The sequence below is a fragment of the Actinotalea sp. Marseille-Q4924 genome (assembly GCF_916618755.1).
GTDB lineage: Bacteria > Actinomycetota > Actinomycetes > Actinomycetales > Cellulomonadaceae > Actinotalea.
Genome location: NZ_CAKAKB010000003.1, coordinates 569703 through 587304, shown reverse-complemented (window position 1 = coordinate 587304; position 17602 = coordinate 569703). Strand labels below are relative to the sequence as shown.

The following is a 17602-nucleotide window of genomic DNA, read 5'->3' as shown; positions in this document are numbered from 1 at the left end:
TTGGACGACGGGGCCGGCCGGGCGTCGTCGGCCGACGACGTCCGGTGCGCCTCGCAGCACCTCAACCCTACGTCCGGGCTGGTCCCCGGCGCGGGATGGCGCTCAGGTGCCGGACAGCCCGTCGTCGTCCGCTCCCGCCACGCCGTCACCCTCCGGGTCGTCCGGCAGGTCGGCCACGTCCGCGACGCCCGCCGTGGCCCCGAGGTCGCGGCGCACGCGCCGCACCTTCTTGTCCGACACGGCGCGCTCCCCCAGCTCCTCGGGCGTCCAGGCGGCGTCGTCGGCCGGGTAGGAGCCCTTCGCGGGGCGCCGCTTGCGCTCGGGCGCCTGGACGCCGTCGGCCATGCGCCGCGTGGTGACGAGGAAGCCCGTGTGCCCGATCATGCGGTGCTGGGGACGCACGGCCAGGCCCTCGAGGTGCCAGCCGCGCACCATCGACTCCCACGCCTGCGGCTCGGTGAAACGGCCGTCGGCGCGCAGGCCCTCGGCCAGCCGTGACAGCTGGGTGGTCGTCGCGACGTACGCCACCAGGACCCCACCGGGAGCCAGGGCCTGGGCGACCGCGTCGACGTTCTCCCACGGCGCCAGCATGTCGAGCACGACGCGGTCGACGGTGCCCGGCTCCGCCACGGTCGGCAGCACGTCCGCGAGGTCGCCGATCGACAGGCGCCACGCCGGGTGCGGGCCGCCGAAGAACGTCTCCACGTTGGCGCGGGCGATCGCCGCGAAGTCCTCTCGGCGCTCGATCGAGTGCAGCAGGCCGCCGTCGCCGACGGCGCGGAGCAGGGACATCGTCAGCGCACCGGACCCCACGCCGGCCTCCACGACGCGCGCGCCGGGGTAGATGTCCCCCATCGTGACGATCTGCCCGGCGTCCTTGGGGTAGACGACGGCTGCCCCGCGGGGCATCGACAGGACGGCGTCGGCGAGCAGCGGGCGCAGTGCCAGGTACTCGACCCCCCCGCTGCTGGTCACGACGGAGCCCTCGGGCGCGTCGATGAGGTCGTCGTGGCGGAAGTAGCCCTTGTGGGTGTGGAACGTGGCGCCCGCGGCGAGCGTGATGGTGTGGAGGCGGCCACGGGGGTCGGTGAGCTGGACCCGCTCCCCCTCCCGCAGCAGCCCGCGACGCTGCGCCGCACCCGTGCTGGGCGCCGGGGCGGCTCCGCCGGTGTCGGATCGGTCGTCGCTCGCTGCGGGCTCGCTGGGGGTGGTCACGACGGAGCAGTCTAGGAGCGCAGGGCGCGGGCGACGTCGGCCGAGCGCAGCACGCCGACCGGCCGACCGGCGTCGACGACCGCCAGCACCGGAGCGAGGCGCGCGACGGCGGCGACCGCCTCGACCGCGCGTCGCCCGGTCAGGCCCACCGGCACCACGGCGCCGGGGGGCAGCGGCGTCGCGACGGCCGACAGCGGCGTGGTGGACCGCAGCGCCGGCGGCACGGCCGCCGCCGCTGCCGCGTCCACCACCCCGACCACCGCACCGTCCGGACCCTGCAGGAGCGCGTGCGAGGTCGGGGCCGACGACGCCGCGCCCACGAGCACCGTGTCGAGGTCGCCGACGGTGCCCCGGGCCGGCACACCGACCGCCGGCAGCATGAGCCCGGCGACCGCGAGGGCGTCCACGGTGCGCTCGGCGCGAGCGGCGCGCACGGCCTGGTCCGCCCCGCTCCACAGGAACGCCCCGACGAGCGCCGCCCACACCACGCTGACCAGGGAGACCTGCACGCCGAGGACCAGCGGCCGGACGAGCAGCCACGCCAGGACGCCCACGGCGACGAGCCGGCCGACCCATCCCGCGGCGACCGTGCCCCGCACGCGCTCCCCGGTGACCCTCCAGACGAGCGCCTCGAGCACCCGCCCGCCGTCGAGCGGCAGGCCGGGCACGAGGTTGAAGGCGCCGACGAACACGTTGGCCAGCGCGGCGGCGGAGAGCACGAGCCAGGCGACGCCACCGGGCGCCGTCGGTGCGGCGAGCAGCCAGGCGGCCGCGCCGAGAGCCAGGTTGACGAGCGGACCGGAGACGGCCACGAGGGCGCTGCTGCCCGGCGACGGCGCGGCGGCGCCCATCCGCGTGTGCCCGCCGAGCAGCGTCACGGCGAGCTCCTGCACCGGGACGCCGACGCGGCGCGCCATGAGCGCGTGCGCGAGCTCGTGGAGGAAGACGGAACCCAGCAGCAGCAGGACGAAGACGCCTGCGACGGCGTAGGCACCGGCCTCGGAGACGGCGACGAGGCTGCGGACCGTCGGCGCGAAGAGGTAGGTGAGGACGGCCGCAGCGAGGAGCCAGCCGGGCGAGACGACGACGGGAGCACCCGCCACCCTGCCGACGACCCAGCCGCGCGTCCCGCCGTCGTGTCCCGTCGCTCGCACGCGCTCACCCTAGGTCCCGCACCGCCGCCGACCACGTCGCGTGCGCCCTGGCCCTCAGGCGGGTGGGTCGGCGCCCGGCCGTGTCGGTGGCGGCTCGTACCCTGGGGCGCGTGCCGACGGACGAGCTCGTGAACCCTGCCACCGCCCCGACCCTGCCCACCGGGCCGGTGCCCGGTGGGGCGGGGCCCGACGGGGGGGTGCTGCCCGGTGGCGTCGCCGAGGTGGCGGCCCCGGACGGCGCGGCGGGCACGGACGAGACGGCGCGCCGACGACGACCCGGCCTGTCGCCGTCCCGGGCGAACGACTTCCTCCAGTGCCCCCTGCTCTTCCGCTTCCGCGTGGTGGACCGGCTGCCGGAGCCGCCGAGCGCGGCGGCGGTGCGGGGCACCCTGGTGCACGCGGTGCTCGAGAACCTCTACGACGCGCCGGCCGGCACCCGGACGCCGCAGACGGCGCGGGCCCTGGTCCCCCAGGAGTGGGACCGCCTCGTCACCGAGCGTCCCGAGGTGGTCGAGGTGCTCGAGGACCCGGAGGACGTCGAGGCCTGGTTCTCGGGCGCGGGGGCGCTGCTCGACACGTACTTCACGCTGGAGGACCCGAACCGGCTGGAGCCGGCGGAGCGGGAGATGGCCGTCGCCACGTCGCTGGAGGACGGCCTGGAGCTGCGCGGCATCGTCGACCGGCTCGACGTGGCGCCCGACGGCGCCATCCGCATCGTCGACTACAAGACCGGCCGGTCGCCGCGAGAGGGCTACGAGTCCGGAGCACTGTTCCAGATGCGGTTCTACGCGCTCGTCGTCTCGCGGCTGCGCGGGCGCGCGCCGGCGATGCTGCAGCTCGTCTACCTGGGCGACGGCGTGGTGCTGCGCCACTGCCCGGACCCCGCGGAGCTCGCCACGACGGAGAGGCGTATCCGAGCGATCTGGGCGGGCATCCGCTCGGCGGCCGAGACCGGTCGGTGGCTGCCGCGGACGAGCGCGCTCTGCGGATGGTGCGCCCACCAGAGCGTGTGCCCGGCGTTCGGCGGGGAACCACCGGACCTGCCCGCCGGGGCGGTGGAGCTCGCCCTGGGCATCACGCCGCGGGACTGACCAGGTCGGTCAGGGCGCGCCCGCGGCGGACGACGACGGCGCGGGCAGGCGGTCGATGACCTCGCCGGCCCGCAGGCGGGCGAGGTCGTCGAGCGTGACGCCGTCGAGCGAGCCCACGCGGCTCAGGCCGGGCCGCGGGTCGACGGGGACGATGTGCTGGACGCCGAGGGTGCGCGCGCCGGAGGCCAGCGCGGACCCGATCCCCGGCGGGGAGTCCTCGATCGCGACGCACTCGGTCACCTCGACGCCGAGCGCCGCGGCCGCGGTGAGGTAGGGCTCGGGGTGCGGCTTGCCGTGGGTGACCTCGTCGCCCGTGACGAGGACCGAGAACGCCCCGTCCGGGGCCGACCGCAGGACCGCCTCGGCCAGCCGTCGGTAGGACATCGTGACCAGCGCGCACGGCACGCCCGCGTCGCGCAGGGCGACGAGCAGCTCGCGCGCGCCGGGCTGCCAGTCGGCGTGCTCGTCCAGCGTCGCGATGACGTGGTCGAGCATCCGCTCCACGATCTCCGGCACGGGGAGCGCGACGCCCGCCGCCTGCAGCGCCGCCGCGCCGTCGGTCAGCGGCAGGCCGACGACGGCCTCCGCGTCCTCCTGCCCCCACGTCCCGCCGTGCTCCGCCACGAGAAGGCGCTCGGCCGCCATCCAGCACGGCTCGGTGTCGACGAGCGTGCCGTCCATGTCCCACAGGACGGCTGCCGGCAGGACGGCGGGTCGGTCGACGTGGGGCGGGGCCGGGGGCACGGCTGGGCTGGTGGGCACCGGCGAAGTCTACGGAGGGCGCCGGTCGCGTCGTCGGCCGCGGCCCCCCGCGTGCGTCGGCCGGGCGCCCTGACGGGCAGCACCTAGGCTGGCGTCATGACCGCAGGACTCCCGGACGAGCAGCTTCCCGGCCCGGTGCTCCTCGCAGCGTTCGAGGGCTGGAACGACGCGGGCTCCGCCGCGACGCAGGCGCTCGCGCACCTGCACGAGGTCTGGGGCGCCGAGCAGGTCGACGAGCTCGACCCCGAGGAGTACCACGACTTCCAGGTGAACCGGCCGACGATCGGCACGACCGAGGACGGCACGCGTGTCATCACGTGGCCGTCCACCACGGTGGCCCTCGCCGAGCCGGCTCCCGGGCGCCAGGTGGTGCTCGTGCACGGCATCGAGCCGTCGATGCGCTGGCGCACGTACTGCGCCGAGCTGCTGGAGATCGCCGAGCGGCTCCACGTCCGCACGGTGGTGACGGTCGGCGCGCTGCTCGCGGACGTCCCCCACACGCGCCCCATCCCCGTGACGACGACGTCCGACGACCGGCGGCTGCGCGAGGCGCTCAACCTCGAGCCGGCCAGCTACGAGGGGCCGACGGGCATCGTCGGCGTGCTGCAGCACGAGGCGGCCCGGCGGGGCATGCACGCCCTGTCCGTGTGGAGCGCCGTCCCGCACTACGTCGCGCACCCACCGTCCCCCAAGGCGACGCTGGCGCTGCTGGCACGCCTCGAGGAGCTCCTCGGCGGGAGCGTCCCGCTCGGGGACCTCCCCGAGGACGCCGAGGCATGGCAGATCGGCGTCGACGAGCTCGCGTCCGAGGACGCGGAGATCGCCGAGTACGTCGCGCAGCTGGAGGAGGCGAAGGACACCGCCGAGCTGCCCGAGGCGTCCGGCGAGGCCATCGCGCGCGAGTTCGAGCGCTACCTGCGGCGTCGCGACGGCGGACCGGGCAGCACCGGGGGCTGACGCCCGCGACGTCGGACCCGGAGCGTCAGACCCGGACGCCGAGGAGGGCGTCGAGCGCTCGGGCCACGAGCCCCGGGGCGCCGATGTCGTCCCCGCCGACGCTCAGTGCGGCGTCCGCCCACGTGTCGACGGCCCGCAGCGCGGCCGGGGCGTCGAGGTCCTCGGCCATCGCGGTGCGGATCGCCTCGATCGTCGACGTCGCGTCGGGACCGCCGTTGCCGGACAGCGCCGAGCGCCACCGCTCGAGCCGCGCGGCGGCGCGGCGGAGCGCCTCGTCGGTCCACTCCCAGTCCTCGCGGTAGTGGTGGGCGAGGATCGCCAGGCGCACCGCCATCGGGTCCACGCCGTGCTCCCGCAGGCGCGAGACGAGGACGAGGTTCCCGAGCGACTTGCTCATCTTGGCGCCGTCGTAGGCGACCATCCCGGCGTGCATGTGGGCGCGCGCTCCCTCACCCCCGAGGGCGCGGGCGTGCGCCGTGCTCATCTCGTGGTGGGGGAAGCACAGGTCACGCCCGCCCCCCTGCACGTCGAACTCGGACCCGAGGGCGTCCTGGGCGATGACGGTGCACTCGATGTGCCAGCCGGGCCGTCCGGTCCCCAGCTCCCCCGCCTCCCAGGCGGGCTCACCGGGACGCTCGCGGCGCCACAGCGCCGGGTCCAGCGGGTCGCGCTTGCCGGGACGCCTCGGGTCGCCGCCCCGCTCCGCGAACAGCGCGACGGTCTCGTCGTGGCCCAGGCCCGCCACGGAGCCGAAGTGCGGGTCCGCCTGGACGTCCGCGTAGACGTCGCCGAGGTCGGGACGGTCGCCGCCCGCGCCCTCCTCGATGGGCACGCGGTAGGCCAGGCCCTGGTCGAGCAGCCGCTGCACGGCGTCCGCGATGGTGGGGATGGTCTCCACAGCACCGAGGTACGTGGTCGGAGGGAGCACACCCAGAGCGGTCATGTCCTCCGCGAACAGGGCGGTCTGCTCCTCGGCGAGCTTCTCCCAGTCCACCCCCGTGGCCGTGGCACGTTCCAGGAGCGGGTCGTCGACGTCCGTGACGTTGGACGCGTAGTGCACCTCCTTGCCGGCGTCGAGCCAGGCACGGTGCAGCAGGTCGAAGGCGACGTAGGTGGCCGCGTGACCGAGGTGGGTCGCGTCGTACGGGGTGATCCCGCAGACGTACAGCTCGGCGACCGCACCGGGGGCGGCGACGACCAGCTCGCCGGAGGTGGTGTCCACGACCCGGACCTCGGGGCCGTGACCGGGGAGCTCGGGCACGTGGGGGGCCGGCCAGGTCTGCACCCACGAAGCCTAAGCCAGTGGTCCCACCACTCGTGCCGACGTCCTCCCGGCCGGATGGCGGCGACCGCGTGCGCACAGGCTCACGGCGTCCGTGCCCACACCTGTCATCCCGCGCGCCGATGGGTGCAGCCGCAGGAGTCGCGATGCTGCACCGTGGCGGGGATCCGCACCGCCCTGGGCTCCGATGCCGTGCCGGCGATGCGCCTCAGCAGCAGCTTCACCGCCATGGCACCGATCGCGCCGGCGTCCTGCGCGACCGTCGTGAGGCGGGGTGAGAACACGTCCGCCCACTCGAAGTCGTCGAAGCCGACGACGGCGACGTCCGCCGGCACGGCGAGCCCCCGGCTCCGCAGGGTGCGCATGGTGGCGATCACCATCGTGTTCTGGGCCGCCACGATCGCGGTGGGGGGCTCCGGGAGGTCCATGAGCGCCCCGACGACGGCATGGGTCCGCTCGGCGTCGGAGTCGCCGCGGACGATCAGCTCCGGCACCTCGGGCAGACCTGCCGCCGCCAGGCCCCTGCGGTAGCCCGTCACCCGTTCGTCGCTGGTGGTCAGGCCTGGCATCCCCGACACCATGGCGATCCTCCGGTGACCGCGCTGCGCCAGGTGCAGCACCAGCTGCGCCATCGGCTTGACGTTCTCGCTGCAGACCGAGTCGAAACGAGGATCGGGTGACCGGTCGACGAGCACGGTCGGGAGGCCGCTCCGGGCGAGGCGGTCGAGGACGGTCCCTGCTCCGGCGGACGGCGCCAGGAGGAGCCCGTCCAGGCGTCGCTCGCGCAGCGCCGCGACGACCTTCGCCTCCGTCGCGGGGTCGTCGTGCGTGTCGGCGAGGACAAGGGTGTATCCGACCTTGCTCGTGGCCTCCTCGATGGCGTGGACGACCTCACCGAAGTAGAGGTTCGTCAACGCAGACATCGCGACGCCGATCTGCTGCGTCTGCGACCGCACCAGCGAACGCGCCTGGTGGTTGGGCACGTAGTCGAGGGCGTCGATGGCCTCGAGCACCCTGTCCCGCGCCTCCTGGCTCACGAAGCGGGTGCTGTTGAGCACGTGGGACACGGTGGAGGCGGACACGCCGGCCCGCCGTGCGACGTCGGTGATGGTGACCACGCCTCAATGATCGCTCCCAGACAAGCGTTTGCGCAAACGCTTGCCCGTCCTAACTGTGATCTGTTTCACTCGCTGTACCCACAAAGGTGCCAAAGAAACGCACCAGTAACGCAAAGGAGCGCCACAGTGAGAACCCACCGACCGAGGACCAGCGGACGGCCACGGCGCCTGCCCGGCCACGTGATCGCGGCGGTCGCCGTGGCAGGCCTGGTGGCCGCGTGCGGCTCCGAGGGAGAAGCACCCGACGACGGGGCGGGCGGCGAGACCGGGGGCGGTGACGTCAGCATCGGGCTCGTCACCAAGACCGAGACCAACCCGTTCTTCGTCACCATGCGTGAGGTCGCGTCGGAGTACGCCCAGGAGCAGGGCGCCGAGCTGACCGCGCTCGCGGGCGAGTTCGACGGGGACAACGAGGGCCAGGTCCGGGCGATCGAGGACCTCATCGCGCAGGGTGTCGACGGCATCATGATCACGCCGAGCAACTCCAGCGGCGTGCTCGGCGCGATCGAGCAGGCCCGCTCGCAGGGCATCGTCGTCGTCGCCCTGGACACGGCCACCGATCCCGAGGACGCGGTCGACGCGACCTTCGCCACGGACAACTTCGAGGCCGGGCGGCTCCAGGGCGCCTACGTCCGCGCCGTCCTCGGCGACGAGGAGCCGAAGCTCATCATGCTCGACGGCACGGCCGGGGGCACGGTCGACACCCTCCGGCACGACGGCTTCCTCGAGGGATTCGGGCTGGAGGAGGGCGACCCGGAGATCGTCGGCATGGAGAACACCCAGGGCGACCAGAACACGGCGCAGACAGCGATGGAGAACCTCCTCCAGCGCAGCCCGGACGTCAACGCGGTGTACACGATCAACGAGCCGGCGGCGCGCGGTGCCTACGCCGCCATCGAGGCCCGGGGCCTCACCGACCAGATCACCATCGGCTCGATCGACGGCGGCTGCGAGGGCGTCCAGGACGTCGCCGACGGCAAGTACGCGGCCACCGTCATGCAGTTCCCCGCCGAGATGGTGCGCCAGGGCATCGACGCCATCATCGAGGCCGCCGAGGGCGGCGAACCGCCGTCGGGCTTCGTCGACACGGGCAGTGTCGTCATCACCGACGACCCGGTGGAAGGCATCGAGTCCGAGGACACCGAGTGGGGCCTGGAGAACTGCTGGGGCTGACCGCGCACGGACGCAGACGTCCCCACCGCGGCCGGCGCCCGGCCGCGGTGGGGAGGGCGGCACAGCGCCCTCCCCACCGCGGTCGCCGCGGCCGAGCCGCCGCAGGGACCTGACGACGAGACGAGGACCGACCATGACCGACACGACCACTGCCGCCGACCCGCCCTCGGGCGGACCGGCCCCCGCGTCGACCGAACGCCGGGAGGCGCTCGGACGAGCACTGCGGAACCCGCTCGTGGGTCCGCTCGCAGCACTTCTCTTCGCGATCGTGGTCTTCACGGTCACGACCGACACCTTCGCGACCGCGGGCAACGCGTCGCTGATCCTCCAGCAGTCGATCGTCATCGGCACGCTCGCGCTGGGGCAGACCCTCATCATCCTCACTGCCGGCATCGACCTGGCCAACGGCGCGATCGCGGTGCTGGGGACCATCGTCATGGCCAAGTGGGTCTTCGACGGCGGGGACCCGCTGCTGGCCCTCCTGCTGGGCATGACCGTCACCATCGCGCTCGGCACGGTCAGCGGCCTCCTCGTCACCCGGCTGGGGCTCCCGCCGTTCATCGTGACGCTGGGCATGCTCACCGTCGTCTACGCCCTGGCACGGCTGTACTCCGGCTCACGCAGCTACTCCGTGAGCGAGCCGCTCCTGCGGATCTGGGGACAGGGCACGACGGTGGGGGGCGTCCGGATCACCTGGGGGACCCTCCTGCTCATCGTGGTCTTCTCGGCCTTCTGGTTCGCACTCGCGAAGACCTCCTGGGGCCGCCACGTGTACGCCGTGGGCAACGCACCCGAGTCGGCCCGGCTGGTCGGCATCAAGGTCAACCGGACGATCCTGTCCGTGTACGTCGCCGCCGGGGCGCTCTACGGACTCGCGGCGTGGCAGGCTCTGGGTCGCATCCCCAACGCCGACCCGAACGCCTACCAGACCGCCAACCTGGACAGCATCACGGCGGTCGTCATCGGGGGCACGAGCCTGTTCGGCGGCCGCGGCAGCGTCGTCGGGACGCTGATCGGGGCTCTCATCGTCGGTGTCCTGCGCTCGGGGCTCACCCAGGCGGGCATCGACAACCTGTACCAGGACCTCGCCACCGGGGTCCTCGTCATCGTCGCGGTCTCTCTCGACCAGGCGTCACGCAGGAGGGCAGCACGATGAGCAGCAGCACAGGCACGGACGGGCGCGGTGCGACCGCGGCACGCGGCGACGACCGGACGCCGGTCCTCGAGGGGCGGAAGCTGTCGAAGTCGTACGGACACGTGCGCGCGATGGTCGACGCGGACTTCGAGCTCATGCCCGGGGAGGTCCTCGCCGTCATCGGTGACAACGGCGCCGGCAAGTCCACCCTGGTGAAGGCGCTGTCCGGCGCCGTGACACCGGACAGCGGCGAGCTGCTGCTCGACGGAGAGCCGGTCTCGTTCCACTCGCCGATCGAGGCGCGCGCCCAGGGCATCGAGACGGTCTACCAGGACCTGGCGGTGGCCCCGGCGCTCGACATCGCCTCCAACCTGTACCTCGGCAGGGAGGTGCGCCGGTCCGGACCGCTCGGCAGTCTCCTGCGCATGGTCGACGCTCGCGCGATGCGGGAGGAGGCGCAGCACCAGCTCGACTCCCTCGGGGTCCGCATCCCGGACGTCCGCCAACCGGTGGAGAGCCTCTCCGGCGGGCAGCGGCAGAGCGTGGCGGTGGCGCGGGCCGCCGCCTTCGGCACGAAGCTCGTCATCATGGACGAGCCGACGGCCGCCCTGGGTGTGCGGGAGTCGGGCATGGTCCTCGACCTCATCCGCCGGATCAGCGCGCGCGGCCTGCCCGTGGTGCTCATCTCCCACAACATGCCGCACGTCTTCGACATCGCGGACCGCATCCACATCCACCGCCTCGGCAAGCGGATCGCGGTCGTCAGCCCTCAGACGCACACCATGTCCGACGCCGTGGCGATCATGACGGGCGCCGTGGAGCCGGACGAGGTCGGGGGACGCAGCCACTACGACGAGCGGGCGCACCGACGCGAGACGGGCAAGGCATGAGCAGCACGGACCCGGTGCCGGCGCTCGACCCCGCGCTGCTGGAGCGGGCGCACCGCCTCGCGGACGCGGGCGGGCGCCGGATCCTCGGCATCACCGGCGCCCCCGGCGCGGGGAAGTCCACCCTCGCCGAGGCGCTCGCCGCCGAGCTCGGCGACCGTGCCCGACTGGTCGGCATGGACGGGTTCCACCTCGCGGAGGCGGAGCTCCGCCGGCTCGGCGTCCGCGACCGCAAGGGCGCACCGGACACGTTCGACGCTCTCGGCTACGTGGCGCTCCTGCGTCGTCTGCGGTCCGCCGACGACGCAGTGGTCTACGCCCCGTTCTTCGACCGGTCGATCGAGGAGGCCATCGCCGGGTCGGTGCCCGTCCCCCGCGACGTCCCCCTCGTCATCACCGAGGGCAACTACCTCCTGCTCGACGAGGGGGCCTGGGGCGCCGTAGGGCCGCTCCTGGACGAGTGCTGGTACGTGGAGCCCGGCGAGGGCCCGCGGCTCGAGCGACTCATCGCCCGTCACCAGCGGTTCGGCCGCTCACCGACGGAGGCGCGTGAGCGCTCCGTCGGATCGGACCAGCGCAACGCAGAGCTCATAGCGGCCACGCGGCAGCGTGCCGATCTGATCGTCCGCTGAGGCATGCGGCCGGCCGGTCCTGCCCTCACCAGGGCGGGACCGGTCGGTCAGGCGTCCGCGCCGGCGAGCGGCGCCAGCACGCCCACCACGAGCAGGACGACGACGACGACCGCGAGCGCGATGCGGTAGAGGACGAAGGGCATGTAGCTGTACGTCGACACGACCTTGAGGAAGCCGATGATGACGACGTACCCGACGCCGAACGCCACGACGGTGGCCAGGGCGGTGAGCGCCAGCGAGGGCGTCCCGGCGGTCCCGAACTCGTCCAGGCTGGTGAACAGCTGCTGGAAGCCCGAGCCGAGCACGGCCGGGATGGCCAGGAGGAAGGAGTACCTCGCCGCTGCCTCCCGGGTGTAGCCCATGAGCAGCCCCGCGGTGATGGTGCCGCCGGAGCGCGACACGCCCGGCACCAGCGCCATCGCCTGCGCGAAGCCGAAGAGGACGGCGTGCTTCCACGTCAGCCGGTCCAGGGTGCGGTGCTTGGCGCCGACGCGGTCCGCGATCCCGAGGAACACGGCGAAGAGCGCGAGCATCCCCGCGACGACGTAGAGGTTGCGGAACGGCCCGACGATCTGCTCCTCGAAGAGCAGGCCGAGGACGACGATCGGCACGCTGCCGAGCGCGATCCACCAGGCGATGCGCGCGTCCGGGTCGTCAGCACCGAGGCGGTCACGCCGGGTCGTGCCGTTCCGCCCGGAGACGGCCCGCCACCACGCCACGACGATCCGCGCGATGTCCTTGCGGAAGTAGAGGAGGACGGCCGTCTCCGTGCCGATCTGGGTCACGGCGGTGAACGCCGCGCCCGGGTCGGACCCGCCCGGCAGGACCTGCCCGACGATGCGCAGGTGCGCGCTGGAGGACACCGGGAGGAACTCGGTGAGCCCCTGCACGAGTCCGAGGACGACCGACTCCCACCATGTCACGGCGGGCAACGTTACCCGGGAGCGGACGAGCCTCCGACGTGCAGCCGACGTGCAGCCGACGTGCAGCCGACGTGCAGCCGACCTGCAGCCGACCTGCAGCCCACCTGCCCTGCCGCCCCCGCGCGCGCTGCGGCCGGGTCCCCCTCCCCGCCGGTAGCCTGCACGACCATGGAGGAACGACTCGTCGGGAGCACCGGTCTGCGTGTCTCGGCCCTGGGGCTGGGGACGCTCACCTGGAGCCGCGACACCGACGAGCACGAGGCAGCCGAGCAGCTGCGCGACTTCGTCGAGGCGGGTGGCACGCTCCTCGACACGGCCGCCTCGTACGCCGACGGGTCCGCCGAGGAGCTCATCGGTCACCTGCTGCGCACGGCGGTCTCCCGCGACGACGTCGTCCTGTGCACCAAGGCGGGCGTGCGCCACTCCCCCGGCGGCCGGGTCGTCGACGCCTCCCGGGGCGCGCTGCTGTCCTCCCTGGACGGGTCGCTGGAGCGCCTCGGCACGGACCACGTCGACCTGTGGCTCGTGCAGACGCCGGACCCGCGGACGCCCCTGGCCGAGACGGTGAGCGCGCTGGAGCTGGCCCTCGCCTCCGGGCGGGCCCGGTACGTCGGGCTGTCCAACCACCCCGGCTGGCAGACGGCGCGCGCGGCCACGCTGCTCGGACCGGGCCGCCTCGCCGCCGTCGAGGTGGAGTACTCGCTGCTCCAGCGCGGCGTCGAGCGCGAGGTCGTCCCCGCCGCCGCGGACCTGGGCGTGGGTGTCCTCGCGTGGTCACCACTGGGTCGGGGCGTCCTGACGGGCAAGTACCGCCGGGCGGTGCCCGCCGACTCGCGGGCGGCGTCCGCGCACCTGGCCGGGTTCGTCGAGCCCTACCTCGGCCGGGAGGCCGCGCCGGTCGTCGAGGCGCTGGTGACCGCCGCCGACGGGCTGGCGCGCAGCCCGCTGGAGGTGGCGCTCGGCTGGGTGCTGGGCCGCCCGCAGGTGGCCTCGGCCGTCGTCGGGGCCAGGACGGCGGCGCAGCTGCGGGCGGCGCTCACGGCGCAGACCGACCTGCCGGACGCGATCACCGCGGCCCTGGACGAGGTCAGCGCACCCGTCGTCGGGTACCCCGAGCGCCGCTGACGGCCCCGGAGAGGGTCAGACGTCCTCGTCGAGCTCCGTGCCGTCGAGCTCGTCGTCCTCGTCGAGGTCGTCCTCGTCGATGTCGTCGTCCTCGTCCGCCTCGTCGTCGGCCGGGTAGAACGGGAGCGTCTCGCCGTGCACACGGACCAGGGCGTCGTCGTAGACCTCGAACGCGTCGGCCAGGACGTCGTACGCGTCGTCGACGGCCGGGTCGTCCTCGTTGCGCCGGGTGCTCACGGCGTGGAAGTGGGCCTCGAGCGCTGCCTGGAACCTGTCGAGCGCGGCGCGCGGGTCTACCGTCATGCCCTGACCGTAGCGCCGGGACGTGCACAATGACACTCGATCCGTCGACACCACGGAGGTCCACGTGGAGATCAGCACGACGCGGCGTCCGGCCGTGCAGGGGTGGCGCGCACGGGGCGAGTACGCGTACCGCGTGCTGACCCTCGACCGTGGCACGCGGGTCAACGACGCCCGCCGGCTGCTCACCGAGGAGGCCGAGTACGGCCGCTGGGAGCTCGCCCGGACCTTGGTCCAGGCGGGCGGCGAGCGGAAGGTCTGGCTGCGGCGGAAGATCATCCGAGCGGTCAGCACCCTCTGAGGACTCGTCCTCCCGGGTGATGTCGCCCGGCCGGCCTCAGCAGGTCGCCAGCAGCCGGTCCAGGACGCGCGTGCCGAACCTCAGGGCGTCGACGGGGACGCGCTCGTCGACGCCGTGGAACATCGCCGAGAAGTCCAGCGAACCGGGCAGCCGCAGCGGCGCGAAGCCGTAGCCGGTGATCCCGAGGCGCGACAGGGACTTGTTGTCCGTGCCGCCGGAGAGCATGTACGGCAGGACCGTCGCCTCCGGGTCCTCCTGGTGCAGGGCCGCCACCATCGCGTCGACGAGGTCGCCCTCGAAGGGCACCTCCAGCGCGACGTCCCGGTGGATGTCCTCGACGCGCACGTGCTCCCCGGCGAGCCGCTCGAGCGTGGCCCGTGCCTCGTCCTCGCGGCCCGGCAGGAAGCGCGTGTCCAGGACCGCCTCCGCGCGCCCCGGGATGACGTTCGCCTTGTAGCCCGCCGCGAGCTGGGTGGGGTTGGCCGTGTTGCGGACCGTCGCCCCGACGAACCGCGCCGCCGGCCCGAGGGCGTCGACGAGCCGGCCCACCGCCCCCTCGTCCTCCGGCTCGAAGGGCAGGCCGGTCAGCTCGGCCACGCCCTCGAGCAGCGCTCGGACCGTCGGCGTCAGCTGCTGCGGCCAGGCGTACGTGCCGACGCGGGCGACGGCGGCAGCCAGCTCGGTGACGGCGTTCTCGGTGTTGACCTGCGAGCCGTGGCCGGCCCGGCCCTCCGCGACGAGCCGGAGCCACCCGATGCCCTTCTCGGCCGTCTGGAGCAGGTAGGTGCGGTGCCCACCGACGTCCACGGAGAACCCGCCGACCTCGCTGATCGCCTCGGTGGCGCCCTCGAAGAGGTCGGGGCGGTGCTCGACCGCCCAGCCCGCGCCGAAGCGCCCACCGGCCTCCTCGTCGGCGAACATCGCCACGACGACGTCGCGCGCCGGGCGGCGGTCCTCGCGAGCCATCTGGCGCACGACGGACAGGATCATCGCGTCCATGTCCTTCATGTCCACGGCGCCGCGTCCCCACAGCAGCCCGTCGCGCTCCTCGCCGGCGAAGGGGTCCACGGACCAGTCCTCCGCGGCGGCGGGCACGACGTCGAGGTGACCGTGCAGGACGAGGGCGGGCCTCGAGCGGTCCACGCCGGGCAGGCGCACGACGACGTTCGCCCGCCCCGGCGCGCTCTCGAAGAGCTCCGGGTCCAGGCCCACGTCGGTGAGCGCGCCCATGACGTACTCGGCCGCGACGCGCTCCCCCGGTCCGCTGCCGTCGCCGAAGTTGGACGTGTCGATCCGCAGCAGGTCCTGGCAGAGGCCGACGACCTCGTCCTCGGCGGTCGGGTGGGCGGTGCCGGCGGGGGCGTGCGACGTCATGCGCTGCACGCTACCCGCCGCGCTCCGGTGCTTCCTGCGCCGGAGCGGCCGAGGGCGCCCCGACGGCTCAGGCGCCGTCCGCCAGGCCCCGCCGCGCGAGCAGCGGCTCGATGCGGGGCTCGCGTCCGCGCAGCTCGCGGAAGGTGTCCATGACGTCCAGCGAGCCACCGCGGGACAGCAGCGCCTGCCGGAACCGGTCGCCGGTCTCCCGGAGCAGTCCGCCGTTCTCCGCGAACCACTCGACCGTGTCCGCGTCCAGCACCTCGGACCAGATGTACGAGTAGTACGCCGCGGCGTACCCGCCGCCGAAGACGTGGTTGAAGTAGGTCGTGCGGTAGCGCGGGGGGACGGCATGCACCGCGACACCTGCGGCCTCCAGCGCCCGGGCCTCGAACGCCTCGACCTCCTCGACGTCGGTGGGCACCTCGTCCGCCTGGAGCTGGTGCCACGCCTGGTCCAGCAGCGCGGCGGCGAGGTACTCGGTCGTGGAGAAGCCCTCGTTGAACTGCCGCGACGCGATCATCGTCCCGACCCACTCCTCCGGCATCGGCTCGCCCGTCTCGTGGTGCACGGCGTAGCGGCGCAGGACCGACGGCTCCCACGCCCACATCTCGTTCACCTGCGAGGGGTACTCCACGAAGTCGCGCGGTACGGCGGTCCCGGACTGCGAGGGCAGACGGACCGCCGAGAACAGGCCGTGCAGCGCGTGGCCGAACTCGTGGAACATGGTGATGACCTCGTCCCACGACAGCAGCGTCGGCTCGTCCGCCGGCGGCTTGGGGATGTTGAGGTTGTTCATGACGACCGGCAGGTCGCCCAGCAGGCCGCTCTGGTCGACGAGGTTGTTCATCCACGCGCCGCCGCGCTTGGAGGCACGGGTGTACCAGTCGGCGAGGAACAGGCCGATGCCCGTGCCGTCCGCGTCGTGCACCTCGTAGACCTGGACGTCGTGGTGGTAGCCGACCAGGTCCTTGCGGCGGGTGAAGGTGATGCCGTAGAGCTCGGTGGCCGCGTGGAAGACGCCGTCGTGGAGCACCCGGTCCAGCTCGAGGTACGGCCGCAGCAGGGCGTCGTCGAGGGCGTAGCGCTCCTGGCGCACCCGCTCGGCGTAGAAGGACCAGTCCCACGGCTCGAGCGTCGCGCCGGGCTCGTCCGCCTGGAGCGCGCGCTCGAGGTCGGCCGCCTCGCGGCGGGCGTTCGCCGCCGCCGCGGGAGCCAGCCGGTGAAGCATGCCGTCGACGGCCTCGGTCGTCCGCGCGGTGGAGTCGTCGGCGACGTACGCGCCGTGGTGATCGAACCCCAGGAGGCGCGCGCGCTCGGCCCGCAGTAGCGCCAGCTCGAGCAGGATCGCGCGGGTGTCGTGCTCGCCCCCGTGGCCACCGCGCCGGACCGACGCCTCGTGGACGCGGCGTCGGACGTCGCGGCGCCGCAGCGAGGCCAGCACGGGCTGCTGGCTGTACAGCATGAGCTCGACGAGCCAGCCGGTGTCGTGCCCGCGGTCCTGCGCGGCCTGGCGGGCCGCGGCGACGGCGTCCTCCGGCAGACCCTCCAGGTCCGCCTCGTCCTCGAGCAGGACGGCGGAGGCGTTGGTGTCGGCGAGGAGCTCCCGCCCGAAGGCGGTCTCCAGAGAGGTGATGCGGGCGTTCAGCTCGCGCAGGCGGGTCTTGGCGCCCTCCTCCAGCGCGACCCCGGCCCGGCGCACGTCGCGGCGCAGGGTGTGCAGCAGCCAGGCGGAGTCGTCGGGCAGCGTGACCTCGCCGGCCTCCACCCGCGCCTGGAGCGCCTCGAGCCGGTCGTGCAGCCGACGGTCGAGGTAGATGGCGTCGTGGTGCTCCGCGAGCCGCGGTGCGAGCTGCTCCTCGAGGGCGTCGAGGGCGTCCGTCGTGTCCGCGCTGGTGCGGCTGAAGAACACCGTGCTCACGCGGTCCAGGAGCGCGCCGGAGAGCTCGAGCTCCAGGAGCAGGTTCTCCTCGGTCGGCGGCTCCGGGTTCGTGACGATCGTCTCGACCTCCGCGCGCTCCTCGGCCATGCCTGCCTCGAACGCGGGCAGGTAGTGCTCGTCGCGGATCGCGGCGAAGTCGGGCAGGGCGTACGGGAGGTCCGACGGCGTCGCGAAGGGGTTGGCCGGGTCGAGGGCGGGGACGGTCGAGGTCGTCGATGTCATGGGGTGGAT

The 17602-nt window shown here is 74.0% G+C and carries 17 protein-coding genes; 8 read left to right on the top strand and 9 right to left on the bottom strand.

Going from position 1 to position 17602, the window contains the following annotated elements:
- Positions 1-102: 102 nt before the first annotated feature.
- Positions 103-1215, bottom strand: a complete 1113-nt coding sequence (locus tag LG379_RS09425) for a tRNA (adenine-N1)-methyltransferase (RefSeq protein ID WP_370634483.1) — start codon at positions 1213-1215, stop codon at positions 103-105.
- Positions 1216-1226: 11 nt separating this feature from the next.
- The gene (locus LG379_RS09420; RefSeq protein ID WP_225754298.1) at positions 1227-2369 is read right to left on the bottom strand and encodes a site-2 protease family protein; all 1143 of its coding nucleotides are present in this window, start codon (positions 2367-2369) and stop codon (positions 1227-1229) included.
- A 221-nt stretch (positions 2370-2590) separates the two neighbouring features.
- On the opposite strand from LG379_RS09420, the gene LG379_RS09415 reads away from it, so the two are divergent.
- On the top strand, positions 2591-3460 hold the full coding sequence (locus LG379_RS09415; RefSeq protein ID WP_225754924.1) for a PD-(D/E)XK nuclease family protein: 870 nt from the start codon (positions 2591-2593) through the stop codon (positions 3458-3460).
- A gap of 9 nt (positions 3461-3469) precedes the next feature.
- On the opposite strand, the gene LG379_RS09410 is transcribed toward LG379_RS09415, so the two are convergent.
- Positions 3470-4222 (bottom strand): HAD family phosphatase, encoded by a 753-nt coding sequence (locus LG379_RS09410; protein ID WP_225754297.1) that lies wholly within the window; start codon positions 4220-4222, stop codon positions 3470-3472.
- 96 nt (positions 4223-4318) lie between these two features.
- On the opposite strand from LG379_RS09410, the gene LG379_RS09405 reads away from it, so the two are divergent.
- Entirely contained in the window at positions 4319-5179 is an 861-nt protein-coding gene (locus tag LG379_RS09405) for a PAC2 family protein (RefSeq protein WP_225754296.1), read from the top strand.
- Between the two features lie 25 nt (positions 5180-5204).
- Here LG379_RS09405 and mshC read toward each other — a convergent pair whose 3' ends face one another.
- Together mshC and LG379_RS09395 are read right to left on the bottom strand one after the other, a co-directional pair.
- Positions 5205-6464 (bottom strand): cysteine--1-D-myo-inosityl 2-amino-2-deoxy-alpha-D-glucopyranoside ligase, encoded by a 1260-nt coding sequence (mshC, locus tag LG379_RS09400; protein ID WP_225754295.1) that lies wholly within the window; start codon positions 6462-6464, stop codon positions 5205-5207.
- 104 nt (positions 6465-6568) lie between these two features.
- Positions 6569-7579: a LacI family DNA-binding transcriptional regulator gene (locus LG379_RS09395; RefSeq protein ID WP_225754294.1), complete on the bottom strand. Its 1011-nt coding sequence runs from the start codon at positions 7577-7579 to the stop codon at positions 6569-6571.
- A gap of 126 nt (positions 7580-7705) precedes the next feature.
- On the opposite strand from LG379_RS09395, the gene LG379_RS09390 reads away from it, so the two are divergent.
- The 4 genes from LG379_RS09390 (at position 7706) to LG379_RS09375 (ending at position 11406) form a co-directional block, all read left to right on the top strand.
- Positions 7706-8752, top strand: coding sequence for a substrate-binding domain-containing protein (locus LG379_RS09390; protein ID WP_225754293.1), 1047 nt, complete (start codon positions 7706-7708; stop codon positions 8750-8752).
- A 133-nt stretch (positions 8753-8885) separates the two neighbouring features.
- Positions 8886-9908, top strand: coding sequence for an ABC transporter permease (locus tag LG379_RS09385; protein ID WP_225754292.1), 1023 nt, complete (start codon positions 8886-8888; stop codon positions 9906-9908).
- Positions 9905-10777, top strand: coding sequence for an ATP-binding cassette domain-containing protein (locus LG379_RS09380; protein WP_225754291.1), 873 nt, complete (start codon positions 9905-9907; stop codon positions 10775-10777). The genes LG379_RS09385 and LG379_RS09380 overlap by 4 nt, the downstream gene beginning before the upstream one ends.
- Complete coding sequence (locus LG379_RS09375) at positions 10774-11406, top strand: nucleoside/nucleotide kinase family protein (RefSeq protein ID WP_225754290.1); 633 nt, start codon at positions 10774-10776, stop codon at positions 11404-11406. Before LG379_RS09380 ends, LG379_RS09375 begins: the two co-directional genes overlap by 4 nt.
- Positions 11407-11453: 47 nt before the next feature.
- On the opposite strand, the gene LG379_RS09370 is transcribed toward LG379_RS09375, so the two are convergent.
- A complete protein-coding gene (locus LG379_RS09370; protein ID WP_225754289.1) occupies positions 11454-12329 on the bottom strand; it encodes an undecaprenyl-diphosphate phosphatase in 876 nt (291 codons plus the stop codon).
- A 168-nt stretch (positions 12330-12497) separates the two neighbouring features.
- On the opposite strand from LG379_RS09370, the gene LG379_RS09365 reads away from it, so the two are divergent.
- On the top strand, positions 12498-13454 hold the full coding sequence (locus LG379_RS09365; RefSeq protein ID WP_225754288.1) for an aldo/keto reductase: 957 nt from the start codon (positions 12498-12500) through the stop codon (positions 13452-13454).
- A gap of 15 nt (positions 13455-13469) precedes the next feature.
- Here LG379_RS09365 and LG379_RS09360 read toward each other — a convergent pair whose 3' ends face one another.
- Entirely contained in the window at positions 13470-13757 is a 288-nt protein-coding gene (locus LG379_RS09360; RefSeq protein ID WP_225754287.1) for a primosomal protein, read from the bottom strand.
- Positions 13758-13821: 64 nt separating this feature from the next.
- On the opposite strand from LG379_RS09360, the gene LG379_RS09355 reads away from it, so the two are divergent.
- A complete protein-coding gene (locus tag LG379_RS09355) occupies positions 13822-14055 on the top strand; it encodes a DUF5703 family protein (protein ID WP_225754286.1) in 234 nt (77 codons plus the stop codon).
- A 36-nt stretch (positions 14056-14091) separates the two neighbouring features.
- On the opposite strand, the gene LG379_RS09350 is transcribed toward LG379_RS09355, so the two are convergent.
- Both LG379_RS09350 and LG379_RS09345 read right to left on the bottom strand, forming a co-directional pair.
- Positions 14092-15429, bottom strand: a complete 1338-nt coding sequence (locus LG379_RS09350) for a M20/M25/M40 family metallo-hydrolase (RefSeq protein WP_225754285.1) — start codon at positions 15427-15429, stop codon at positions 14092-14094.
- Positions 15430-15496: 67 nt separating this feature from the next.
- Positions 15497-17593 carry a M3 family metallopeptidase gene (locus tag LG379_RS09345; protein ID WP_225754284.1) on the bottom strand — a complete coding sequence of 699 codons (2097 nt, stop codon included), beginning with the start codon at positions 17591-17593 and terminating at the stop codon, positions 15497-15499.
- Between the last annotated feature and the right edge of the window lie 9 nt (positions 17594-17602).